Origin of the sequence: Bacillus sp. NEAU-242-2, assembly GCF_027853835.1 — a bacterium.
Lineage (GTDB): Bacteria > Bacillota > Bacilli > Bacillales > Bacillaceae > Bacillus > Bacillus velezensis.
Window position 1 is genome coordinate 287,212 of record NZ_JAPNNY010000003.1, and the last position, 23,102, is coordinate 310,313.

Annotated in this window: 24 protein-coding genes and 2 other annotated features; of the genes, 1 reads left to right on the top strand and 23 read right to left on the bottom strand. The window is 47.5% G+C overall.

Going from position 1 to position 23,102, the window contains the following annotated elements; genetic code table 11:
• Position 1: 1 nt before the first annotated feature.
• The 20 genes from pheA to OWN49_RS11720 form a co-directional block, all read right to left on the bottom strand.
• Positions 2-859, bottom strand: a complete 858-nt coding sequence (gene pheA / locus OWN49_RS11625) for a prephenate dehydratase (RefSeq protein ID WP_003152668.1) — start codon at positions 857-859, stop codon at positions 2-4.
• A gap of 13 nt (positions 860-872) precedes the next feature.
• Positions 873-1,316, bottom strand: coding sequence for a transcriptional regulator ThrR (thrR, locus tag OWN49_RS11630; protein ID WP_007408173.1), 444 nt, complete (start codon positions 1,314-1,316; stop codon positions 873-875).
• Positions 1,317-1,369: 53 nt separating this feature from the next.
• Positions 1,370-2,656: a GTPase ObgE gene (gene obgE, locus OWN49_RS11635; protein ID WP_003152665.1), complete on the bottom strand. Its 1,287-nt coding sequence runs from the start codon at positions 2,654-2,656 to the stop codon at positions 1,370-1,372.
• 31 nt (positions 2,657-2,687) lie between these two features.
• Positions 2,688-3,266, bottom strand: coding sequence for a sporulation initiation phosphotransferase B (locus OWN49_RS11640; RefSeq protein ID WP_003152664.1), 579 nt, complete (start codon positions 3,264-3,266; stop codon positions 2,688-2,690).
• A 317-nt stretch (positions 3,267-3,583) separates the two neighbouring features.
• Complete coding sequence (gene rpmA / locus OWN49_RS11645; RefSeq protein WP_003152662.1) at positions 3,584-3,868, bottom strand: 50S ribosomal protein L27; 285 nt, start codon at positions 3,866-3,868, stop codon at positions 3,584-3,586.
• A gap of 12 nt (positions 3,869-3,880) precedes the next feature.
• Positions 3,881-4,222 (bottom strand): ribosomal-processing cysteine protease Prp, encoded by a 342-nt coding sequence (locus OWN49_RS11650; protein WP_060674727.1) that lies wholly within the window; start codon positions 4,220-4,222, stop codon positions 3,881-3,883.
• 2 nt (positions 4,223-4,224) lie between these two features.
• Positions 4,225-4,533: a 50S ribosomal protein L21 gene (rplU, locus tag OWN49_RS11655; protein WP_003152660.1), complete on the bottom strand. Its 309-nt coding sequence runs from the start codon at positions 4,531-4,533 to the stop codon at positions 4,225-4,227.
• A 13-nt stretch (positions 4,534-4,546) separates the two neighbouring features.
• Positions 4,547-4,620 (bottom strand) — a sequence feature (ribosomal protein L21 leader region).
• A 58-nt stretch (positions 4,621-4,678) separates the two neighbouring features.
• Positions 4,679-5,545: a M50 family metallopeptidase gene (locus tag OWN49_RS11660; RefSeq protein ID WP_003152659.1), complete on the bottom strand. Its 867-nt coding sequence runs from the start codon at positions 5,543-5,545 to the stop codon at positions 4,679-4,681.
• Positions 5,538-6,341 (bottom strand): M23 family metallopeptidase, encoded by an 804-nt coding sequence (locus OWN49_RS11665; RefSeq protein WP_007408168.1) that lies wholly within the window; start codon positions 6,339-6,341, stop codon positions 5,538-5,540. Before OWN49_RS11665 ends, OWN49_RS11660 begins: the two co-directional genes overlap by 8 nt.
• Positions 6,342-6,468: 127 nt before the next feature.
• Entirely contained in the window at positions 6,469-7,272 is an 804-nt protein-coding gene (gene minD / locus OWN49_RS11670) for a septum site-determining protein MinD (protein ID WP_060674730.1), read from the bottom strand.
• Between the two features lie 2 nt (positions 7,273-7,274).
• Entirely contained in the window at positions 7,275-7,955 is a 681-nt protein-coding gene (gene minC / locus OWN49_RS11675) for a septum site-determining protein MinC (protein WP_003152653.1), read from the bottom strand.
• Between the two features lie 53 nt (positions 7,956-8,008).
• Positions 8,009-8,527 (bottom strand): rod shape-determining protein MreD, encoded by a 519-nt coding sequence (mreD, locus tag OWN49_RS11680; RefSeq protein ID WP_003152650.1) that lies wholly within the window; start codon positions 8,525-8,527, stop codon positions 8,009-8,011.
• Complete coding sequence (gene mreC / locus OWN49_RS11685) at positions 8,524-9,387, bottom strand: rod shape-determining protein MreC (RefSeq protein WP_003152649.1); 864 nt, start codon at positions 9,385-9,387, stop codon at positions 8,524-8,526. The genes mreD and mreC overlap by 4 nt, the downstream gene beginning before the upstream one ends.
• A gap of 30 nt (positions 9,388-9,417) precedes the next feature.
• The gene (gene mreB / locus OWN49_RS11690; protein WP_003152647.1) at positions 9,418-10,431 is read right to left on the bottom strand and encodes a cell shape-determining protein MreB; all 1,014 of its coding nucleotides are present in this window, start codon (positions 10,429-10,431) and stop codon (positions 9,418-9,420) included.
• 91 nt (positions 10,432-10,522) lie between these two features.
• Complete coding sequence (gene radC / locus OWN49_RS11695; protein ID WP_007408165.1) at positions 10,523-11,218, bottom strand: RadC family protein; 696 nt, start codon at positions 11,216-11,218, stop codon at positions 10,523-10,525.
• A gap of 31 nt (positions 11,219-11,249) precedes the next feature.
• The gene (locus tag OWN49_RS11700; protein ID WP_070082167.1) at positions 11,250-11,819 is read right to left on the bottom strand and encodes a Maf family protein; all 570 of its coding nucleotides are present in this window, start codon (positions 11,817-11,819) and stop codon (positions 11,250-11,252) included.
• A gap of 140 nt (positions 11,820-11,959) precedes the next feature.
• Complete coding sequence (locus OWN49_RS11705; RefSeq protein ID WP_070082168.1) at positions 11,960-12,961, bottom strand: SPOR domain-containing protein; 1,002 nt, start codon at positions 12,959-12,961, stop codon at positions 11,960-11,962.
• 126 nt (positions 12,962-13,087) lie between these two features.
• Positions 13,088-13,840, bottom strand: a complete 753-nt coding sequence (locus OWN49_RS11710; protein WP_071181911.1) for a prepilin peptidase — start codon at positions 13,838-13,840, stop codon at positions 13,088-13,090.
• Between the two features lie 139 nt (positions 13,841-13,979).
• Positions 13,980-15,272 carry a bifunctional folylpolyglutamate synthase/dihydrofolate synthase gene (locus tag OWN49_RS11715; protein WP_077722653.1) on the bottom strand — a complete coding sequence of 431 codons (1,293 nt, stop codon included), beginning with the start codon at positions 15,270-15,272 and terminating at the stop codon, positions 13,980-13,982.
• Positions 15,273-15,330: 58 nt separating this feature from the next.
• Complete coding sequence (locus tag OWN49_RS11720) at positions 15,331-17,973, bottom strand: valine--tRNA ligase (protein ID WP_060674740.1); 2,643 nt, start codon at positions 17,971-17,973, stop codon at positions 15,331-15,333.
• A 58-nt stretch (positions 17,974-18,031) separates the two neighbouring features.
• Positions 18,032-18,253, bottom strand: a binding site (T-box leader).
• Between the two features lie 172 nt (positions 18,254-18,425).
• Between OWN49_RS11720 and OWN49_RS11725 the strand changes: the two genes are divergently transcribed.
• On the top strand, positions 18,426-18,617 hold the full coding sequence (locus OWN49_RS11725; RefSeq protein WP_060674742.1) for a hypothetical protein: 192 nt from the start codon (positions 18,426-18,428) through the stop codon (positions 18,615-18,617).
• Positions 18,618-18,631: 14 nt separating this feature from the next.
• On the opposite strand, the gene ysxE is transcribed toward OWN49_RS11725, so the two are convergent.
• From ysxE to hemL, 3 genes are all read right to left on the bottom strand, one after another.
• On the bottom strand, positions 18,632-19,654 hold the full coding sequence (gene ysxE, locus OWN49_RS11730) for a spore coat protein YsxE (RefSeq protein WP_060674860.1): 1,023 nt from the start codon (positions 19,652-19,654) through the stop codon (positions 18,632-18,634).
• Between the two features lie 33 nt (positions 19,655-19,687).
• Complete coding sequence (locus tag OWN49_RS11735) at positions 19,688-21,676, bottom strand: LysM peptidoglycan-binding domain-containing protein (RefSeq protein ID WP_212102593.1); 1,989 nt, start codon at positions 21,674-21,676, stop codon at positions 19,688-19,690.
• Between the two features lie 132 nt (positions 21,677-21,808).
• Complete coding sequence (hemL, locus tag OWN49_RS11740) at positions 21,809-23,098, bottom strand: glutamate-1-semialdehyde 2,1-aminomutase (RefSeq protein WP_110085406.1); 1,290 nt, start codon at positions 23,096-23,098, stop codon at positions 21,809-21,811.
• Between the last annotated feature and the right edge of the window lie 4 nt (positions 23,099-23,102).

Genomic DNA, 23,102 nt, shown 5'->3' on the forward strand with positions numbered 1-23,102 from the left:
TTTATATCGAATAGGATTGATATGTTCCCAGAAGCTTGACCCGGCAGCCGAGGGCTTCCATCTCTTGAACGGCACCGGGAATGAGAACCTGATCCATCGCCTGTTCAATATCAATAATAAAGAAATAGTTGCCGAGACCCGTTTTTGTCGGGCGCGATTCGATCTTTGATAAATTCAGGTTTCTCCATGAAAAAGCGGACAGCACCCTGTGCAGCGCGCCTGATTGGTCATCTTGGGGAAGCGTTACCATCATCGTCGTTTTCGGCCGTGAAGACAGTTTCGCATTCACTTCGAATGAGACGTCTTTTTCAGGCGAAAGAATGACAAATCTCGTGTGGTTGTCCTGATAATCCTGAATATCCCGCTTCACGATGCTCAATCCGTATGTAGCGGCCGCCATTTCATTTGCAATCACGCCGATCGGAAGGTCCGAATGCTCACTGACATACTTGGCCGCCGCACCTGTTGACTTCGCATACTCATAAGGAACGGACGAAAAATGCCGGTGAAGAAATTTGTGGCATTGCGCAATCGCATGGGAATGAGAATAAATTTTCTCAAGCTTTTTCCACTCATTTTCTCTCGAAGGGTGAACGAGCAGATGCTGGTGAATCGGCAGCGTCATTTCCCCCACGATCGCAAGAGGCTGCTCATGAATCAAGTAGTCAATCGTTAAGTTAACCGAGCCCTCCAGCGCGTTTTCCAAAGGAACAAATGCAAGATCAACTTCTCCCGCAACCGCCGCATCCATGCATGCCGGTATTGTTTGATAAGGTGCTTGTGTCACGCTGTTTTGAAAGCAGGAACTGACTGCTAGATGTGTAAATGTGGCTTCTGGCCCTAAATAACCGACTTTCATGTCTCTTCTCTCCTTACGCGCCTGACCCTAAGATCTCAACTTTTTCTATAAAATCAAATTTTCTCAGTTTATTCATTAACGTATGAATGTTTTCTTCCATTGCGGACGTACTGATTGAGAGCGTGACATTCGCCCTGCCCTGAAGCGGAATCGTCTGGTGAATGGAAAGCACGTTGCTTCCTGAGTCAGCCACCGCCTGCAAAAGCTGGGATAACGCGCCTGACCGATCCTCCAAATGAAAGAAAAGTGTGATTATTTGTTCTTTAACCATCGTGTAAAAAGGGAAAACCGCATCTCGGTATTTATAAAAAGCGCTTCTGCTTAAATCAACTTTTTGCACGGCATCTGCAACCGATTCAGCCTTTTTTCTGTCCAGCAGTTTTTTGACTTCAAGGGTTTTCCGCATCGCATCAGGCAGAACGTCTTCACGCACTAAATAAAATGTCTCTTCTTTCACCTGCACCCCTCCCTTTTACATCAGAGAGCCTGCATTGCAAGCTCTCCATTTTTTTAATCAATAAATTCAAATTCAAATTCCAGCAGCCGGATGATATCGCCGTCTTTAGCACCGCGTTCTCTGAGCGCTTCATCAACGCCCATACCGCGCATCTGTCTTGCAAAACGCTTGACGGATTCGTCACGGGAGAAGTCAGTCATTTTAAAGAGGCGTTCCAGACTGTCACCTGAAAGCACAAACGCGCCGTCCGGATCACGGGTAATGTCAAATGGAATTTCTTCATCTTCCATCGTGTACATTACGCGGTTTTCCGCCAGTTCTTCTTCATCATACAGCGGGAATTCAGGCGTTGTTTCCAGCTGGTTGGCGACTTCAAACAGAAGATCGCGGAGCCCTTCTCTCGTCACCGCGCTGATCGGGAAGACAGGATGGTCATCCTGAAGCTTTTCTTTAAACGCTTTAAGATTTTCAGCCGCTTCGGGCATGTCCATTTTATTCGCAACGATAATTTGCGGACGCTCCGTCAGCCGCAGATTATATTCACTGAGCTCCTGATTAATGGTCACATAATCCTCATACGGATCACGGCCTTCCATCGCTGACATGTCAATAACGTGAACGATGACGCGCGTCCGTTCGATATGGCGGAGAAATTGGTGGCCTAAGCCGACTCCTTCGTGCGCTCCTTCAATCAAACCGGGCAGATCCGCCATGACGAAGCTTCTTCCGTCATCCGTTTCCACCATGCCCAGATTCGGAACAAGCGTTGTAAAATGATAATCGGCGATTTTCGGCTTTGCCGATGAAACGACAGACAGAAGCGTAGATTTTCCGACGCTCGGAAAGCCGACGAGACCTACGTCTGCAAGCACTTTCAGTTCAAGCACGATATAGCGCTCTTTTCCGGGTTCTCCGTGCTCTGACAGCTGCGGTGCCGGGTTGGCCGGTGTCGCAAAGCGGGTATTTCCGCGTCCGCCGCGTCCGCCTTTTGCGATGACGGCGCGCTGCCCGTGCTCTGTCAGATCGGCAATGACCTGTTTTGTATCGTCATCCGTTACGACTGTGCCGGGCGGAACTTTAACAACCATATCGTCCGCATTTCTGCCGTGCTGGTTTTTAGACATGCCGTGCTCGCCGCGTATCGCTTTGAAATGGCGCTGGTACCGGAAGTCCATAAGCGTGCGCAGTCCTTCATCAACCTCAAAAACGACGTCGCCTCCATTACCTCCGTCACCGCCGGCAGGCCCGCCTTTCGGCACATATTTTTCACGGCGGAACGCAACCATTCCGTTACCGCCGTCGCCGCCTTTTACATATACTTTCACCTGATCTACAAACATAATATCCTCCGTTCTAAACCGTAAAAAACCGCTAGTTCATTCCAATTTCGGCCACACATTCATGGCCGGTCAGCTCAAATTGCATGACATCAAAGTCCTCATACCGCGATTTGCGAAATTCATCAAACACATCTGCATTTGCAATCGTTCCATGAAAATCGAGATATACAATAAGCTGTCTGTCAGGGTGATCTGTCTGCAGCGATACGGTCAGATGATTTTCACTTTCATTGCTTACCGCCAGACCGAACAGATGAAACAGTTTTCTCATCAGGTTCGACAGCTTTTGATCATATGCCGATAAATCTTTAATTTCTCCGAGCACTTCGTATTCGAGCCTCATATAACGGGACTTCCAATTAAATGTCAGAAAGTCAAACGCCAAGTGCGGGGTTTTCAGGTTTGAGAGCTTTGATTCGTGCTTTGCATCTATGACCATTTCGTCAATAATTTCAACGACCCTGTCATACTTCTGCAAACTTAAGTTTCCTTTTATCAGCTGCAGCTTATTCATCCAATCATGACGGAAATGGCCCATTAATTGGATCAGTTCATTGATCAGAGCCGCATCGCTTACAGGTTCTTCTTGTTTCTTCGATACATCCTTCATTTTCGCACTCCCAATCGTTTAATTTCTTTTTAGGAGTCTTGATAAGTGTGTACTATGAATTATAACAGAGAAGGCTTTGTTAAAAAAACACTTGTTTTTCCTGGTTCATCATGTTCCTTTTTCGGATCGCATACAATGCGGATGCCAGGCAGAAACATTTTTGGTATCACTGCTTGGGGAACATATCCAGTGGGTATGAGAAGCTGATGTCCTCATTCAAGGCGGGGTTCACTCACGCATCCTCTGCTTTTCATTCTTGATGTTACTCCGCTTACTGCAAAAAAAACTCCAGTCAACGACCGGAGTTTTTTGTGTCATTATTGAGCTACAGGATATACGCTCACTTTTTTGCGGTCACGGCCGAAACGTTCGAATTTAACAGTTCCGTCGATTTTAGCAAAAAGAGTGTCATCTCCTCCGCGGCCCACGTTTTCACCTGGGTAGATTTTCGTTCCGCGTTGACGGTAAAGGATAGATCCGCCTGTTACGAATTGACCGTCTGCACGTTTAGCGCCTAAACGTTTAGATTCAGAGTCACGTCCGTTCTTTGTAGAACCTACACCTTTTTTAGAAGCGAAAAACTGAAGATCTAATCTAAGCATGTAACTCACCTCCTATATTTGGTTTGCAGTCAACCGTAAGTGTTCACTGTAATCCCGCTCGATCGTTTCAAGAGAAACAATCATGCCTTCAATCAGCAGCTGCGCTTTTTGCAAAGCTTCCTGATCAGCGGCTTCAGGGAATTCAAAGTAGAAATAACCCCCGTCCTCGCCTATATCAAGAATCGGTTCGAGAGGAGCCAGCGCGATAACCGCATTGACCGCTCCGAAAACGACAGCCGTGACCCCGGCGCAAACGAGATCTCGTCCATGTTCAGCAAAATCGGCATGTCCCGTCATTTCAAAGGACAAAATGCCCCCGTCATCCCGGGATCTTCGAATTGTTGCCTCAATCATGCTTACGCGTTGATTTTTTCGATTGTCAATTTAGTATAAGGCTGACGATGACCTTGTTTTTTATGAACATTTTTCTTTGGCTTGTAACGGAAAACAGTGATTTTTTTCGCACGGCCTTGTTTTTCAACTTTAGCTGTAACTGTCGCGCCTGCAACTGTTGGGTTGCCGACTTTCACGCTGTCTCCGCCAACAAACAATACGTCTTCAAACGTCACTGTTTCACCTGCTTCAGCAGCAAGTTTTTCGATGTAAACAGTTTGACCTTCTTCAACTTTGATTTGTTTTCCGCCTGTTTTAATGATTGCGTACATTCTCTGCACCTCCTATTAGACTAAGACTCGCCAGCAACAGGGGGCTTTAAAGCTCTTATCACCTGTCCCGAGCGGTTGTAGCATTGGTGCTACATCCATAACATTAAAAAATATATCAGAACCAAAAGGATATGTCAATCTATTTCTAGTAAGGCAGCAGCAGGTCTTCCATAGAGGAATCTGTCCGTTTATCGGCAAAATACGCATGAAGCACTTCATTTTCATCGAGCTGGCTGAGCTTTTCTCCGGCTTTTTCAATGATAATGGGGTGCTTGCATCCCCGTTTGAATTCGGCCATGACATGCTTTACTTTGGCATCGGCCGCGACCGTCAAAGGATGCAGCATGGCGACATCGCGGTTTTTGCCGTAGTATCTCTCCAAAAGAAACCTCAGCTGAATATAATGCCGCTTCCGGTATTCATCCCATAAAGAAGCGGCGAGAAAGACGAACAGCACCCATGCGCTGACCTGAAGGGGGACGGCCAGCACAATCCAGCAGCAGAGCAAAAGAGCGGAAACGGCCGATGTCTGCAGGCTGAGGAGATGCGCTTTTTGAAAAGCCATTTGTTTAGAGAAGTATAAAAACACGAACTTGCCGCCGTCAAGCGGCCAGATCGGCAAAAGATTGATGAAAAGAATGGAGAGATTATAAAAGGTAAACATCTCAAATGTCTGCTCACTTGCAAAGCCTGACATGAAAAAGAGCCAGGCTGCCGCCTGAAGCCACACATGCTGAAGCGGGCCCGCCAAAATGACCGCGAATTCCTCTTTTAGCGGCCGGTTTCCGTGCTCCTCCACCTCAACCGTCCCGCCGAAAGGGAGCAGAAAGATGCGTTTAATGCGCCACGAAAAAAACACAGCCAGAGCAGCATGCCCCAGCTCATGAACGGATACAACCAGCAAAAGACACAGCAGCGCTTTGATGTGCCCCGTCATAAGACCGAGCCCCATAATAATCCAAAGAAAAGGATGGACATGAATTTTAAAAAGGAGGATGAGCCATTTATTCATCAAATGTGATCACCTGGATCGGATCTATGAATTTATCGCCATCCTGGATCGCGAAATAGTACTGGCCTTTACTTTTATCGTTGAGCTTGATCGAACCGATCTTTTTCCCTTTATCGACAAAGTCGTACAATGAAACGTTAACATCTTTTAGCCGGCCGTAAATGCTGCTTGTATTGTCGGCGTGCTGCACCTTCACCGTCAGCCCTGTTTTTTTATCTTTGCTCACTTCCATAATGTAGCCTTCTTTTACACTGTCAATGGCTTCACTGGCGGTTTCGACGACGACGCCCTCTCCGTTATTTTGAAAGTCCTGCTGGATTTTCCCCGCGGCAGGAACGGCCATATCCTGACTGACCGCCACCTGACCGTCCTTCTTTTTCGTTCCCGGCGTAAGAAAAGCGAGCGGGTTTCCGAAGGAAGATACGAACCAATTGCTTACGGCAGCAAACTGAAATTCTTTTTGAAAGGTTTGTGCGATTGCCGGTTTGATCTGACTCAGCGGCTGTTTGTCAGTTTTATAGGCAATAGCGGAGATCAGTACGAGACAGGCGGCCAGCAGGCATTTTAAAATAATAGAATGAGCGCTGATCAATGGATGCCGCCCGTTAAATTCGGGCGGGTGTTCCGTTTGATATTCGTAGTCCGGAAGAAGCTTGTGCTTTTCCTGCTCCTTGACCGTCTGCCACGCGGGAAAATTCTGCGTTTGAGCGTTTTGAACGAAAGTCCGTTTTGATTCAGGCCGCTGTTTTCTTCTTTTGGCCAGTCTTTTTCTAATTTCATCAGCTCTGTGACTCATCGCCATCATCCTTTGCAATCGTTGGGTTTGTACATCCTATGTCTTGTCCATTGCAAATATGCGCTCTTAAAAAACAAAAAAGACCTGATAAGCTGGGCTTCATCAGATCTTTGTATTCTGGTATATATTATGAACGCACGCCGAAAAATGACTTGATTTTCGCCATCATCCCTTTTTGCTGCTCTTCAAGCACCTGCAAAGGAACGGATTCTCCTAAAATGCGCCGGGCGATATTGCGGTACGCAATGCTGGCGCGGTTTTTGGAATTCATGGCAATCGGTTCGCCGATATTTGAAGCCCTGATCACTTCATCATCGTCAGCAACGATTCCGAGGAGATCAATAGACAGATGATGAACAACTTCATCTACATCCATCGTGTCACCGTTTTTCACCAGGTGATTTCTGATGCGGTTCACGATAAGGCGCGGCGGTTCGATATCTTCCTGCTCCAAAAGTCCGATAATGCGGTCAGCGTCCCGCACCGCTGATATTTCCGGCGTCGTCACAACAATCGCCTTATCAGCTCCGGAGACGGCATTTTTATAGCCTTGTTCAATTCCGGCCGGACAATCAATAATGACATAATCAAATTCCTGCTTAAGCTCCTGCACAAGCAATTTGATCTGCTCAGGGACAACAGCCGTCTTGTCGCTTGTCTGGGCAGCCGGCATTAAATGTAGCAGATCATCAAAACGTTTGTCTTTGACAAGCGCCTGATGCGTCTTGCATCTGCCTTCAATTACATCTACTAAGTCGTAAATAATTCTGTTTTCAAGACCCATTACGACATCAAGGTTGCGCAGTCCGATATCTGTGTCTACCAAACAGACGCGCTTCCCTAAAATGGCTAAGGCGGTACCGAGGTTTGCAGATGTTGTTGTTTTACCTACTCCGCCTTTTCCCGAAGTTATTACGATAGCCTCACCCAATTTCACATTCCTCCCTCAAGCCTTGTTAGATCAGGTCTTAAATGAGCCAATTGCTGAAGGCGTTCAATGACCATATTTCCGTCAGTATCTAAATAAGCACATTCCATGTCGTTCCCTTTTTGAATGTGGTCTGGGGAGCGATTTAACACGTGATTGATCCTCAATTGTGTCGGCATCATTTCGGATGCGGCGATCACAGCCCGGTTATTTCCGTTATAACCCGCGTGGGCAATCCCTTTTAATGAACCGAGAACAAATATATTTCCTCCGGCTCTGATCGTACCGCCGGGATTCACATCTCCGATTAAAAGCAAATCTCCCGTCACGTGAAGCACCTGGCCCGAACGGACGATTTTGGAAACCGAAACAATTTCCTGCTCCTCTTTCATCCGCTGCGCTTCTTCTTTGGCGATGACTTCACTGTCAATTGAATGCACGACTAAATCTTTCTTTGACGCGATCAGATCAGTCAGCTGCTCTGCCTGTTCCTGATACAGATACCGATGCCCGAGTTTAATATGAACACTGATTTTTTGGCCTTTGCCATCAGTATATTGTTCAATCGACAGCATGTTTTGAAGACCATCGAGGAGCTCATCAAAAGAACACGCATCATCCAGATGCAATGTTAAGCCGTTTTTTGTTCCTTTTATTGTTACATATTGCTGCTTTTTGGTCTTCATCAATGTTCACCTCAACAACATACTCTTTTCGTCAAAAAAAGATAAAATCCTTTTTACTCATCTCTTAATTCTTTCTTCAGACTTATATAAAACAGCCTGAAGGGCAGGACTAATATAACGGCTCCCGCAATATTCAGCAAAGCGGTCGGCAAGAACCGCTGAATGACAAAATCGTTAAACGTCATAGTGCCGCTGCGGATTAACGTCTGAATGCCGTAGACGTAAAATTCAAGCACACATACGCTCAGCACCGCGACCAGAATGACCATCAGGGCGTTTGTCTGCAGCACTTTAAACGCTTTGGCCGCCAGATAGCATAATCCGGCAAAACCAAACATATAAACGCCTAAAACACCCGTATAATTGATGTCATAAAGAAATCCGAAAATGAAACCGTAGATCACCGCATGCTTTTGGTTGATATAAGCCGACATAAAAATCAGCGCAAGCAAAAGAAAATGCGGAACGACCTGCTGCTCGACGGAAACGAAAGGAAAACGCACCAGATCGGTATAGATGCTTTCCGCACAAAAGACCAAAATCATAATCAAAGGGAGAAGGAAACGTTTCACGATCCTTCCTCCCCTGTTGCTACGCTTCGGTTCACGACGATGACATGGTCAAGATCGTACAAGTCGGCAGCCGGTTTCACGTAAGCGATTTTCGTCAGGCCGTAAGCATCTGATTCTACATCGGTCACTTCGCCGACCGTCAGCCCTTGAGGAAATACGCCGCCCGTTCCGGAGGTCTCCACGAGGTCGCCTTTCTTCACTTCACGTTTTTCATCCGGTTCAAGGATGGTCATTTTCAGGGTCTGTTTCTTTTTATCATACCCTTCAATTAAACCGTAGCCTTTGCTTCCCTTTTTGCCGGAGATTTTGGTGGCCACTCTGTTATTGCGGTCAACATCGCTCAGCAGCTGAACGGCGGATGTGAAACTGTTGAGTCCGCTGCTTTTGATCTTCCCGACCAGCGCACCCTTTTCGTTCGTGACAGCCATGTCTTTGGCCACTTTATGCTTCGTTCCCTTATTGATCATGATCTGCTTGTACCATTGATCAGGGTTTCTCGCGATAACGGTCGCTAAAATCGGATCATAGTCGGAAATTGATTTGACATGCCCGAGTTCATCACGCAGCTTCTTGTTTTCATCTTTGAGTTCTTGGAGCTTCGCTTCATATTGTGTCTGTCCGTCCAGCTTTTGTCTTAAGCGTTCGTTTTCTTTGTACGTGTTTTTCAGGTCTTTTATGTCCCCGAAGAACCCTGCAAAATATTCGGCAGGCGTGTGAAAAATGTTTTGAAATACTCCCGTCGTATCACCGATCAGCTTTTCAGGCCAGGTGGTATTACGGCCGTTCTTCAGCGAGAATCCAATCATAGCCACCAATATGATAATACACAGAAGTAATAGCATTAACCGTTTGTTCGGCATCGTGATACACCTCTTCTATTTAACTCCTGATTATCTTGTTTTTCCTTTGAAAAGATGGATGTGCTCCAGTGCTTTTCCAGTGCCGATCGCAACACAATCCAGCGGATCTTCAGCGATAAGAACAGGCATTTTCGTTTCGTCGCTGATGACTTTGTCGAGATTGCGGAGCAGGGCGCCTCCCCCTGTTAATACAATACCTCTGTCCATAATGTCAGCGGCCAGCTCAGGCGGTGTTTTTTCAAGCGTGCTCTTCACCGCATCAACGATTGAGAGAACTGTATCACGCAGTGCATTTGCAATTTCCGTTCCCGTGATTTCGATCGTTTTCGGCAGACCTGTCAGAAGATCGCGGCCGCGGATTTCCATTGACGCATTTTCTTCACCGGTTTCGGCTGAACCGATTTCCATTTTAATGGCTTCCGCCGTACGGTCACCGATCATCAGATTATATGTTTTTCTGATATAGCTGATGATTGAGTCGTCCATTTCGTCACCGGCTACGCGGATTGACTGGGACGTGACAATGCCGCCTAAAGAAATGATCGCCACTTCAGTTGTTCCGCCGCCGATATCAACGACCATGCTGCCCGTCGGCTCCCATACCGGAAGATTCGCGCCGATTGCGGCCGCAAACGGTTCTTCAATCGGATAAGCGTCACGTGCGCCCGCTTGTCTTGTCGCGTCAATGACCGCCCGTTCTTCAACGGCCGTAATACCTGACGGCACACACACCATAACGTACGGCTTTCTCGCAAACAATCCTTTATTTTTCACAGCCTGATTAATGTAGTATTTCATCATTGTCGCAGTTGTTTCATAGTCAGCGATAACGCCGTCTTTCATCGGACGGAGCGCAACCACGTTGCCCGGAGTTCTTCCGATCATGTTTTTCGCATCGTTACCGACCGCAACGATTGACTTCGTATCCGTTTGCAGAGCAACGACAGACGGCTCTCTCACTACGATTCCTTTACCTTTAACAAACACAAGCGTATTCGCGGTTCCCAAATCTATACCAAGGTCTCTTGTACCAATTCCGAACATATGTATGTATCTTCCTTTCTTAAAGCAAAAATACCCTAAAGGGAAAAACTCATAAAATCTATTATATCTTAAATCAACGAAAAAAAAAGTGTTACAAATATCCTTTTTCCTTTAAACTCACAAATTTTTTATCACCAATGACCAAATGATCCAGCAGCTCGATGCCGATTAAATTTCCGCACTCAAAAAGCCGCCTGGTTACCTCTATATCTTCCCTGCTCGGTGTAGGATCTCCTGAAGGATGATTATGAACGCAAATGAAGGACGCGGCGGATCGTTTGAAAGCTTCTTTAAACACCTCCCGCGGGTGGACAATAGATGAATTCAGACTTCCGATAAAAACGGTGCGTTTATGAATGACTTGATTTTTGGTATTTAAATATAAACAGACAAAATGCTCCTGGGATAAAAAGCGCATATCCTCCATCACATACTTCGCCCCGTCTTCCGGAGAGCGGATGACGCAATGCTCCCCGGCGGATGTCTTATGAATGCGGCTCCCCAGCTCAATTGCGGCAAGAATCTGAACGGCTTTCACCGTGCCGATTCCCGGAATGCTGGAAAGCTCCTGGGCAGAGGCGCCTTTTAACAGGCGCAGCCCGTCAAACGTCCGCAGCAGCCGGTGAGCGAGGTTCATGACGGACTCATGTTTCGTTCCCGTCCGCAGCAGGATGGCGAGCAATTCATTGTTAGAGAGATGTTCGGCTCCGAAGTGCAGAAGCCGCTCTCTCGGTTTTTCTTTTTCGGGGAAATCTCTTAATTTTAACGGCAGATCACGGATGATCAACCCCTCCTTGTTCCCCTTCCCGGTTTGAACATCAAGCTTTTATATTAAATTCTTTCAAGGCTCTCATTGTTTTAGCGACAGGAAGCCCGACGACAGAATAAAAATCACCGTCTATTTTTTTCACTAAAAGCGCGCCTTTTCCTTGGATGCCGTATGCACCTGCTTTATCCATCGGTTCTTTTGTTTCAATGTAGAGCTGTATGTCGTCTTCACTGAGCGGCCAAAACGTCACTTCCGTCGTGTCACAGAATGTTTCTTTCCGGTCATGCGTCTGAATGCTGACCGCCGTAATGACTTGATGGCTTCGGCCGGAAAGCCTCCGCAGCATCTGTGCCGCTTCTTCCCTGTCACGCGGTTTGCCGAGGCACTCGCCGTCTATGCACACCATCGTGTCAGCCCCGATAACGACTGCATCGGGATTTTCGGCCAATACAGCACCGGCTTTTTGCTCGGCCAAACATTGGACGTTTTCTTCCGGCGAAAGGTTTCGATTTAATTTTTCTTCTGTGCGGCTCGCAATAATGCTGTAAGGAATCTGAAGAAGATTAAGGAGTTCTTTTCTTCGCGGAGATTGTGATGCGAGTATTAAGCGTTTTGTCATGGTTGTCATCCTTTCAGGGTTTGCTTAAGAAAAAAAGATACTTGTCTATCCTACCAAATCAAACGGGCAACCACAATTTCAGAAAAATAACTTTTTGATGACAAAATAAAAAATCCCGCCGGATGACGGGAAATGAGATACTATTTTACAACACTTAAAAGCTCTTTTTGGGCTTTCCAGCCGGATTCCGAACCCGACGTTTCCAGTTCTTTCAGCGCTTGAAGCACGGCCTCTTTCTGCTTTTTGTCAGCGGCGTCTGCGCCGTCTGCCGCTTTTGCCGCTTCAGCCACTTCCGTTTTTGAAAGATCTTTACCGGTAATCGCTTTGGCGGAGAGCTCAGATGCCTGTTTAAAAGAGTCTTCCAGCCCTGAATCGACCGCAAAGCTGAGCTCTTTTCCGCCCCAAGCCTCAAAATCATGGTCTATCAGTGTCTGACCCAATTGCTGTGATAAGCTTTTTTCCGCTGCAAGCCCGGCGATCACGTATGTGTATCCGTCTTCTTTTGCCAGAGAGACGGCCGAGTATCCTTTTTCAGTCAGCTGGTCAACAAGCGTTTGCGCTCCTTTTTCTGATGAAAATTTTCCGGCCTGCACCGCATATGTTTTATAGTTTCCCACTGAAGATTCCGCATCTCCTGTGCCGGCTGTTTCAGATTTGTCTTTAGAAACATCTCCCGCTTTCACCGTCTGCCCTTGTGAACCTTTGTCAGCTGATGCCGGAGCGGAGGCTTCTTTACTTCCCGACATATTTAAGGCGACAAGGCCGAGCCCGGTGCCTAAAACAGCCGCAACGGCAATTGTCGTGACCGCTTTTTTAACTGGAGAAGACGGCTGCTTTTTTTTCGGAAAATGAGGGCCTGTTTTTTTCTTCTGGTATGGCGGAACGACTTTCGGGTCATCTTCAAATACCTCAGAATTCTTCTCATGATCCCAATTGAAATCTTCTTCTTTCGGATCTTCATGGGAAGCGGCGGTCTCCTGTTCCGCCTTTTTTGTTTCTTCCCAATTGGAAAATGTGACGGTCTTCTCCCCGCCTTCATTCACATCTTCTTGTCCATACATCGTTTCTTCTTGTCCGTTAATGGTTACTTTAAGGGCATTGTTTTTAGCTTTGCTGTGCTTTTTGCTCTTCCTTTTTTTCAACGTCTCTTCCCCCTTGCATTCGTCTTGGCCGTACCTTGAACTGATCATGGTTCACACTTTAGCATAGGCGAAAAAAAAAAGAACAAGACTTTTGTCGTCTTGTCCAAAAAACGTTCGCCAAATTTTTCAAGCCCCGCCTGAAGCGAGCTTGATGTAAAACGAAAACAGCTCTTCTCCGTATAAATAACTCAAAGCGCTCCCGGCTGAGATGGCCGGCGCAAACGGAAATGGCTGCTTTTTACCAAGCCTGCCCCGGGCTGCGGCGCACATACCGTATACGGCTCCGATCATAACGGAAAGAAAGAATGCAATGAGCACGAGCTTCACGCCGAGCGTCAGGCCGATCACCCCAAACAGTTTCACATCACCTGCGCCGATGCCTCCTTTACTGACAAACATGATAAAAACAAGCAGAGCAAATCCACAAACAGCTCCTGCAAACCCCGCATACCATGAATCCAGCGGAGAAAACATACGGCCGGCGATGAAAAGCGGAAGAAAAAACAGCAGAACCTTGTCAGGAATCAGCATATATTGCAGATCCGTCACAGTAACAATCATCAGCAGAGACAGAAATAACAGCGCAACTAACAGTTCTTTTGAGAAACCGAAATGAATGCCTGCAGCCGTGAATAAACACGCCGTCCAGCATTCCGCCGCCGGATACATAACCGACAGCTTCGCACGGCAGTTTCTGCATCTGCCTCTTTGCAGAATATAGGAGACGACGGGCACAAGCTCCCCCCAGGAGAGCGGCAAGCCGCAGAACGAGCAGGCTGAACGCGGCGAAATAACCGAGATTCGAAGCGGGATACGGCACGCTGCTGTATAAAAAAAAGAACCGAAAATCAAGCCGAGAAAAAACAGAATCAAAAGCACTCAGACCACACCTTTACTATCAATCTGGCTCAGATTATAGCAAAGAAAAACACCATGACTGAAATGGCTGAAAATATATTTTCAGCATAAAAACACCCGGCAAAACCGGAAAATGGTCTGCCGGGCATCCGAGGGGCTGTCAGATAAGCCGCTTTCTCATTTCTGAAATAAAATATAAGGAGCCGGTAATGATGATGACATCATCCGCCCCGTCTTTTTGTTCTATCCATTCTTTCACACTGTCCGGGTTCTCATCGAAGCTCTTAGACGCAAGACTGCTTGCATTGTAAAGAGCTTCGGCGCTTGAAGCACGCGGAAAGTCAAATGATACAAAGTGAATGGAATCTGCTTCGGTTTCAAGCTTTTTAATCATTTCCTGATACGGTTTGTCTTTTAATGCGCTGAATACGACATGGACGTTTTTATCGGCAAAGCGCTGCCTGATCGTTTCTGTCAGCGTTTCAACGCCCTCTTCGTTATGCGCGCCGTCCGCAAACACTAAAGGGCGGCTTTGAAGACGTTCAAACCGGCCCGGCCAGGAAGCTTTTTTCAGGCCGTTTCGCATCGCTTCTTCTGAAATGACTGCGGCTTCCAGGCGATTCAGCCATTCAGCCGCCAATATCGCCAATGCCGCATTCTGCCTTTGGTGAATGCCGATCAGCGACGTTTGAATGTTTTCATAGCATTTCGTTTCTGTTTCCAGCGAAAAGCTTTCGCCGGACGGAAGCGCCGCTTCATTAAACAGTCTGCACGTTTTATATAGTGACTGATACGGAGCCTGCTTTTTTTCGGCTTCCGCTTCAATAACGCCGAGTGCTTCCGGCTGATTGACACCCGTAATGACCGGAATGGAATTTTTAATGATACCGGCTTTCTGCCCGGCGATCTCCTCGATGGTATTGCCTAAAATGGCCATATGGTCATGTCCGATACTTGTAATGACCGACAGGAGCGGTTTCACAATATTGGTTGAATCAAATGTGCCGCCGAGCCCCGCTTCAAAAATAACAAAATCGATATCAGCCCGCTTCGCAAAATATAAAAATGCACACGCTGTAATGATTTCAAATTCTGTCACCGTTCCGGCATCAGTCTTATCGAGCTCATCGACTATCGGCTTTATGTCATTAACGAGCGTTCTCCATTCCTCATCGGTAATCGGCGTGCCGTTGACGCTGATACGCTCATTAAACGTAATCATGTAAGGCGATGTGAACGTGCCGACCGTATAACCGGCTTCTTGAAGCACGGAACGGATAAAAGAGACGGTTGATCCTTTGCCGTTTGTGCCCGCCACATGAATGGCGCGAATGTTCTTTTCCGGGTGTTCCAGTTTTTCCATCAGCTTTTCCATACGGAGAAGGCCCGGCTTAACGCCGAACTTGAGTCTGCCGTGAATCCAGCTGATCGCTTCTTTGTACGTATTAAACAATGAAATCCCCTCTTTTATACGACAAGGCGGTTTCTTAGGAAACCGCCCCGCTGTTTTATCAGCCTTTCAGCTCTGCAATCCGCTGCCGGACAGCTTCGCGTTTTGCCGTGTAGTCTTTCTCTTTTCCGCGTTCTTCTTCAATGACATGCTCAGGAGCTTTTTTAATGAATCCTTCGTTGCCGAGTTTTTTCTGAACGCGTTCGACTTCTTTTGTCAGCTTGTCGAATTCTTTTTGCAGACGGGCGATCTCCTCATCAATGTTAATCAGCCCTTCAAGCGGCAGAATGACTTCCGCTCCGGTGACGACAGCTGTCATCGCTTTGTCTGCCGCAGCGATATCCGTCCCGATTTTCAGCGTGCTCGGATTCGTAAAGCGTTCAACGTAAGAACGGTTCTTCTCAAGGCGGCCGGCAATGTCTTCGGTAGATGTTTTAATGTAAAGTTCAACCTGCTTGCTCATCGGCGTGTTGACTTCGCTCCGGATATTGCGGACAGAACGGATTAATTCAACGAGCAGTTTCATATCCGCCGCTGCCTCTTTATCCGTATGTTCCGACACCGGAACCGGCCAAGAGCTGATCGTGATTGACTCGCCTTCATGAGGAAGGTGCTGCCAGATTTCTTCCGTTAAGAATGGCATAAACGGGTGAAGAAGACGCATCGTCTGGTCAAGCACGTATGCCAGAACAGACCGGGTTGTTTTCTTCGCCGCTTCATCTTCCCCGTACAGCGGAAGCTTCGCCATTTCGATATACCAGTCGCACACATCGTCCCAGATAAAGTTGTACAGGTGGCGTCCGACTTCACCGAATTCATAACGATCCGCAAGCTGCGTTACGTCTTCTATCGTTTCATTCAGTCTTGTGAGGATCCACTTATCAGCAACTGATTTTTCACCGGACAGATCAAGCTCGTCATACGTCATGCCGTCCATGTTCATTAAGGCAAAACGGGAGGCGTTCCAAATTTTATTTGCGAAATTCCATGTGGATTCCACTTTTTCATAGCTGAAACGGAGATCCTGTCCCGGTGAACTTCCGGTTGCCAGGAAATAGCGCAGGGAATCCGCTCCGTACTTGTCGATGACATCCATCGGGTCCACGCCGTTCCCAAGGGATTTACTCATTTTTCTGCCCTGCTCGTCACGGATTAAGCCGTGAATCAGCACGTCTTTGAACGGACGCTCGCCGGTAAACTCAAGACCTTGGAAAATCATCCGGGATACCCAGAAGAAAATGATGTCATATCCCGTTACAAGAACATCGGTTGAGTAATACCGCTTAAAGTCTTCAGCGTTTTCATCAGGCCAGCCCATTGTAGAAAACGGCCAAAGCGCGGAGCTGAACCATGTATCAAGCACGTCTGAATCCTGTTCCCAATTTTCGCTGTCCTCAGGCGCCTCAAGGCCGACGTACACTTCTTTTGTTTCTTTATGATACCAAGCCGGGATGCGGTGGCCCCACCACAGCTGACGGGAAATACACCAATCACGGATATTTTCCATCCAGTGCAGGTACGTTTTCTCGAACCGGTCAGGAACGAAGTGAACCTTCTCTTCTTTTGCCTGAAGGTCAACCGCAGCATCGGCCAGCGGCTGCATTTTGACAAACCATTGTGTGGACAGGTACGGCTCAACAACAGCGCCGCTTCTCTCACTGTGGCCGACAGAATGCATATGGTCTTCGATTTTAAAGAGAACGCCGGATTCCTGAAGATCTTTGACGAGTTTTTTGCGGCATTCAAACCGGTCCATGCCGTTATATTGCAGCGCTTTTTCATTCATTGTTCCGTCTTCATTCATGACGAGAATCCGCTCTAAATTGTGGCGGTTTCCGAGTTCAAAGTCATTCGGGTCATGGGCAGGCGTGATTTTAACGGCGCCTGATCCGAATTCCATATCAACATAATCATCGCCGACGATCGGAATTTCGCGGTTTGTAATCGGCAGAATCACCGTTTTGCCGATTAAGTGCTTGTAGCGCTCATCTTCAGGATGAACTGCGACAGCCGTGTCGCCAAGCATCGTTTCCGGACGGGTGGTCGCGATTTCAATTGAGCCTGAACCGTCTGCTAACGGGTAGCGCAAATGATAAAACGCGCCCTGTACGTCTTTGTAAATCACTTCAATATCGGATAAAGCCGTTTTTGTGGCAGGGTCCCAGTTGATGATATATTCGCCTCTGTAAATCAAGCCTTTCTCGTACAACTTGACGAATACTTCACGCACGGCTTTGTTCAGCCCTTCATCAAGAGTGAAACGTTCGCGTGAATAATCGAGTCCGAGTCCCATCTTGGCCCATTGGCTGCGGATGAAATCAGCATACTCTTCTTTCCACTTCCACGTTTCTTCTAAAAACTTTTCACGGCCGAGGTCATAACGGCTTGTGCCCTGCTCGCGGAGTTTCGCTTCGACTTTTGCCTGAGTGGCGATGCCGGCGTGATCCATGCCCGGAAGCCAGAGCACGTCATAGCCCTGCATGCGTTTCATACGTGTAACGATATCTTGCAGCGTCGTATCCCACGCATGTCCGAGGTGCAGCCTGCCCGTCACGTTCGGCGGCGGAATGACGACAGAATACGGCTGTTTCGTTTGATCGCCGCCCGCTTCAAAATATTTTCCTTTCAGCCAAAAATCATAGCGGCCTTTTTCAATCGCAGACGGATCATATTTTGTCGGCATTGTTTGTTCGTTTGTATCCATGATAACCCTCCAGCATGTTTAGAAATGGCTGAGCAACTAAAAAAGAGCCTTCATCCTGATAAAGGACGAAAAGCTCTTTCGCGGTACCACCTTTTTTCATGAACAGATTTGTTCATGCACTTAAACGGATAACGGGTGCGGCCCGAATTTCTCTACTGTATGTTCAAGAAATTATGCTCCCGGGCGACCTTCCAATGAGACGGCATAAGAAGCCTTTCAGCACAGTAGCTTCTCTCTCTTCATGCGTCTTTCTTGTACTCTTCCCGTTCAAAGCAGGTGTATTTATATCAGCTCATGATCTTATTTATTATGTTCTTTATTATAGTAAAAGTGTTTTTGATTCGTCAATCATCTTTTCCAAAAACCGCTGCCGTCATACATAAATGGGCATGCACCCCGCTCTTCCCCTTACATACGATACATAGAAAGGCGAATGTGAGGAGGAATTGCCCGTGAGAAAAAAATTCAATTCTTATTCGCTCCCCCAGTGGGCCAGACAGGTCCGCCTTGTATCCGTGCAAGTCATTATCCCGATTACGATCTTTCAGGGGATCAGGACGATTTTCTTTCCGACGACTTTTGATGTCCTGCTGCTTGCCATCCTGCTGTTTTTAGCGTGCGCCCTGCATTTGGATTGGATATAAAAAAACGAGTCCCGTTATGAAGAGGACTCGTTTTCCGCTTTTATTTTTTTCTCCCGCTCAATCTGATGAACCTTCATGAGAAAAGGTTCAACATTTTTCATCTGCCAAAACGCTCTTAATAATTGCGTGCACTCTTCTTTTTCAGAGCCCCTTTGGCCGGTCTGATACCGTTTCAGCACTTTGTACATGGCGGACGGATAAGCCATATAGCTGAGAAACAGGCTGATTTCCGCTTCACGGAGCGGGAATGATTTGTGATACGTATAAAACCAGTCCAGGCATTCTGGACATGCTTTCGGATAGCTTCTGAACATTCTGGAGTAAAAGCCGAGCAGGTCATTTTGCGGAGGACCCAGCGCAGCTTTCTCGAAATTCGTGAAAAAGCCCGATCCCGCATCATTATACAGAAAGTGGCGGCTCGATAAACTGCCGTGGTTGATCACCGCTCTCGTCTTGTCATGATCCTTTGCCGCGTCAAACCATTCTTCCAGACGTTCGAGAGCAAAATTGACGGCGGAAACCGTTTCTGTAAGATACGTAACAGCCTGCAGTTCAAAAGGTGAAAGGTACCACTCTTTTTCCGCCCGGTCGGCGAATTGTTCATAGACAAGTTTATCATTTTCCCAATCTCTTTTCGTTGCTTCATAAAAGCGGCTGATATCTTCAGTCCGGATTTGGATGTCCCGCACAGTCGCAGAATGGAGCTTCGCGACCTCTTTAAAAAGGTAAACATGTTTTTGGTCCCGTTCTTCTTCCTGATCGTACTGAAGCCAAGGCATTAAATAATAAGAATTCTCCGTCTGTCTTCCCGCAAAAAAATCGCCTGCATACGTGCGGCAGATCGGCACAAATGATCGGTAGCCTTTCTCCTCAATCTCAATCATAAGATCCGTAAATTCACTGCTGCGGGCCGGCTTGAGCTGTTTCAAAGCAAAAATGCCGTAGTTTGAGTAGACCTTCCAAACATGCGGGCTGACAGGCTCAATGTACTCAGCCGTCAGCCCGTATTCCTGAAGCACTGATTGGACTGCTTCCATTCCATTCACCACATTTTTACGGCCTCTTTGTGCTTACACATGGCTGTTATTATATTCAGGTATATACAGAAGCTGACCTTCCTCAAGCTCGTCATCAAACGATAAAGCATTCGTTCGGATGAGCTGCTGGGATGTAATGTCATATCGTTCACACACCCGGTCGATTGTATCTTGCTGCTGCACGATACAAATTTTCATTCTTGAAAACTTTTCTTCTTCCCTTGTAAATAATTTTGTCAAGTAATGAGAGTTGTCATTTTCCTTCTGCTCGGTTCCCGGTGCCGCTTCTTCATTCTTTCTTTCAGGCTTAAGCGGCTCAGGCTGTTCCGCTTGCGCCGGCTCCTCCGGCGGCAGTTTGGAAAACTGAAAAGACAAATCGAGAGGCTTCCCGGTTTCCTCCTCCGGCGGCGCCATCTTCCTTACCTCAATTTCAAACCCTTCTTCATCATGAGCCTCTTCTTCAAGCAGCTTAGGAGCGCTGTAAAACTCCTCTTCCTGCCGTTCCGGAACGAACTCACGATAAACGGGCGCCTGCTCTTCTTGAAAAACCGCAGGCTCATCTTCGTCTTCTGCCGCCTTATGATCGCTCTGACGGAGAAGCGGCTCGGCCTCTGGCTGTTCTTCTTTTTGAAGGAAGGGCTGTTCCGCAATTTTTGTTTTTTCTGCATGCGGAGTCAGAGTGAATGCAGGGAAAACCGGTTCGATATCATCTTTTGGCTCTTCCTGCGCTTCTGCTGAATCATCCTCAAATACGGGTTCATTCCTCACGGCTGACATGATTGCAGGCTCCTCAGCTTCTTCCGGTTCTTCTTCGTGCTGAAAGGAAACGGGAGGAGGAGGCTCAGTAAAGGAAACAGGTTTCGGCACCTCTTCTTGCTCCCTCAGAATCGGGGCAGTTTCCTGCTCTTCTTCCTGCTCCCTCAGAATCGGGACTGCTTCCTGCTCTTCTTCCCGCTCCCTCATAATCGGGGCTGCTTCCTGCTCTTCTTCCCACTCCCCCAGAATCGGGACTGCTTCCTGCTCTTCTTCCTGCTCCCTCAGAATCGGGACTGCTTCCTGCTCTTCTTCTTGCTCACTCAAAATCGGGGCAGTTTCCTGCTCTTCTTCCCGCTCCCTCAGAATCGGGGCTGCTTCCTGCTCTTCTTCTTCCCGCTCCCTCAGAATCGGGGCTGCTTCCTGCTCTTCTTCTTCCCGCTCCCTCAGAATCGGGGCTGTTTTCTGCTCTTCTTCCTTCCGCTCCCTCAGAATCGGAGCTGCTTCCTGCTCTTCTTCCTGCTCCCTCAGAATCGGGGCTGCTTCCTGCTCTTCTTCTCCCCGCTCCCTCAGAATCGGGGCTGCTTCCTGCTCTTCTTCCCGCTCCCTCAGAATCGGAGCTGCTTTCTGCTCTTCTTCCTGCTGCCTGAGTAAAGGCGGGATTTCTTCCTCGTTTTTCTCAGTTTCTTGTGCTGCTTCTTCTGATACAGTCAAAGGTATTTCAGGCTCATGGCGTATCATTAATTCTGGTTCATTTTCGTCCTCTGAATGATGTCCGGCAAGATTGATCATTTCTTCTCTGGCAAATTCAGGCGCCACGTACAAAGGGATCTCCGGCTCTTTTGGCTCGGATTCCTCAAGCAGCCCTTCAATTGCCAAATCAGCTTGAATGGTTAAGATCCTTGAATCCGTCAGCTGATAATCAAAGGCATCAATAAATACGAAAACATCATTGAGGTGGCTCACTTTATTTTTCGGAATCGTGATGTCCACCGGGAAACAATGAATGAGCTCGGCCGTGCCATCCTCCCTCGCCCTCACTTCCTCTACATGCCTCAGCTCACTATTAAGCTCTTCAAAATGACTGCTGTGATCTATGTTGTACTCGCCAGTAAGTTCTAATGATCCTTTAATTGAGACATAATCATTTACTTCCTGCACCCTGATGTCAGGGTCTAATGAAATCGAAAGTAATTCAGAAACTTCCTGTCCTTTTTGGAAACAGATTGATTCTTCAACAGAAAATTGCAATCGGTGATTATGCGGCAAGTTCATATCCTCCTTTCATCTAATCCATACAATTAGATGTCACTAAAGGTGTATGCCGCAATCCGGGAAAATATGATAATGGAAGCATTGAAAAAAGCCGATACAAGTCTTGCTTGCATCGGCTTTTCGGTATCAGCGGCTGATCGCCTGGAACACTTTCTCAGCGGCTTGAATGGTATTTTCAATATCCTCCATTGTATGCGCAGTGGAGAGAAACAATCCTTCAAATTGAGACGGCGGCAGAAATACGCCTGCGTCGGCCATCCCTTTATAATACTTGGCGAACAGCTTTAAATCAGAAGATTTGGCTGATTCATAGTTAATGACAGGCTCATTGGTGAAAAAGAAGCCGATCATTGACCCCGCCCGGTTAAACGTGTGCGGAATGCCATGTGCTGCAGCTGCTTTTGAAATGCCTTCTTCAAGCATATCGCCTTTTTTCACAAATTCTTGGTAAGATTCAGGTGTGAGCTGCTGTAACGTCTCAAGTCCCGCTGTCATGGCAAGCGGATTTCCTGACAATGTTCCCGCCTGGTAGATCGGACCGCTCGGCGCGATTCGTTCCATGATTTCGGCTTTGCCGCCATACGCACCGACAGGAAGACCGCCGCCGATGACTTTGCCGAGACACGTTAAATCAGGCGTCACGCCGAAATATCCTTGCGCACAGTTATAGTCCACGCGAAAACCGGTCATGACCTCATCAAAAATGAGCAGCGCGCCATACTGTTCCGTAATGTCGCGAAGTCCTTGTAAAAAGCCTTCCTGCGGCGGAACAACGCCCATATTGCCCGCTACCGGTTCAACAATGACCCCGGCAATATCTTCACCGTACTCCCGGAATGCGAGTGCAACGCTTTCCAAGTCGTTGTATGGAACGGTAATCGTATTCATCGCTATTCCTTCCGGCACGCCCGGGCTGTCCGGCAGGCCGAGTGTCGCCACTCCGGATCCCGCTTTGATCAGCAGCGAATCACCATGGCCGTGGTAACAGCCTTCAAATTTCAAAATTTTGTTGCGGCCGGTATATCCTCTTGCCAGACGCAGGGCGCTCATTGTCGCCTCTGTGCCGGAGCTGACCATCCGCACGATTTCAACAGACGGCACACGGTCAATGACCAATTTGGCCAGTTCGTTTTCCACTTCAGTGGATGCCCCGAAACTTGTCCCGTTCTCGGCTACTTTTTTCAGGCTTTCAACGACCCGGTCGTTCGTGTGACCCAAAATGAGCGGCCCCCAGCTCAGGACGTAGTCGATATATTCATTGCCGTCAATATCAAAAATTTTCGATCCTTTTCCGCGCTGCATAAAGATCGGGTCCATATCAACTGATTTAAACGCGCGCACCGGGCTGTTCACTCCGCCCGGCATCAGTTTCTGCGCTTCTTTAAAAGCGGCTTTTGATTTTTCATAGCTTCTCATCTGC

What these genes read in the sequence shown, in the direction of transcription:
- OWN49_RS11720 (WP_060674740.1), bottom strand. Translation starts at nt 17,973, where the DNA reads ATGGATACAAACGAACAAACAATGCCGACAAAATATGATCCGTCTGCG.
- ysxE (WP_060674860.1), bottom strand. Translation starts at nt 19,654, where the DNA reads ATGGAAGCAGTCCAATCAGTGCTTCAGGAATACGGGCTGACGGCTGAG.
- minC (WP_003152653.1), bottom strand. Translation starts at nt 7,955, where the DNA reads ATGAAGACCAAAAAGCAGCAATATGTAACAATAAAAGGAACAAAAAAC.
- rpmA (WP_003152662.1), bottom strand. Translation starts at nt 3,868, where the DNA reads ATGCTTAGATTAGATCTTCAGTTTTTCGCTTCTAAAAAAGGTGTAGGT.
- OWN49_RS11700 (WP_070082167.1), bottom strand. Translation starts at nt 11,819, where the DNA reads ATGACAAAACGCTTAATACTCGCATCACAATCTCCGCGAAGAAAAGAA.
- OWN49_RS11665 (WP_007408168.1), bottom strand. Translation starts at nt 6,341, where the DNA reads ATGAGTCACAGAGCTGATGAAATTAGAAAAAGACTGGCCAAAAGAAGA.
- OWN49_RS11660 (WP_003152659.1), bottom strand. Translation starts at nt 5,545, where the DNA reads ATGAATAAATGGCTCATCCTCCTTTTTAAAATTCATGTCCATCCTTTT.
- OWN49_RS11640 (WP_003152664.1), bottom strand. Translation starts at nt 3,266, where the DNA reads ATGAAGGATGTATCGAAGAAACAAGAAGAACCTGTAAGCGATGCGGCT.
- hemL (WP_110085406.1), bottom strand. Translation starts at nt 23,098, where the DNA reads ATGAGAAGCTATGAAAAATCAAAAGCCGCTTTTAAAGAAGCGCAGAAA.
- obgE (WP_003152665.1), bottom strand. Translation starts at nt 2,656, where the DNA reads ATGTTTGTAGATCAGGTGAAAGTATATGTAAAAGGCGGCGACGGCGGT.
- mreB (WP_003152647.1), bottom strand. Translation starts at nt 10,431, where the DNA reads ATGTTCGGAATTGGTACAAGAGACCTTGGTATAGATTTGGGAACCGCG.
- mreC (WP_003152649.1), bottom strand. Translation starts at nt 9,387, where the DNA reads ATGCCGAACAAACGGTTAATGCTATTACTTCTGTGTATTATCATATTG.
- OWN49_RS11650 (WP_060674727.1), bottom strand. Translation starts at nt 4,222, where the DNA reads ATGATTGAGGCAACAATTCGAAGATCCCGGGATGACGGGGGCATTTTG.
- pheA (WP_003152668.1), bottom strand. Translation starts at nt 859, where the DNA reads ATGAAAGTCGGTTATTTAGGGCCAGAAGCCACATTTACACATCTAGCA.
- rplU (WP_003152660.1), bottom strand. Translation starts at nt 4,533, where the DNA reads ATGTACGCAATCATTAAAACAGGCGGAAAACAAATCAAAGTTGAAGAA.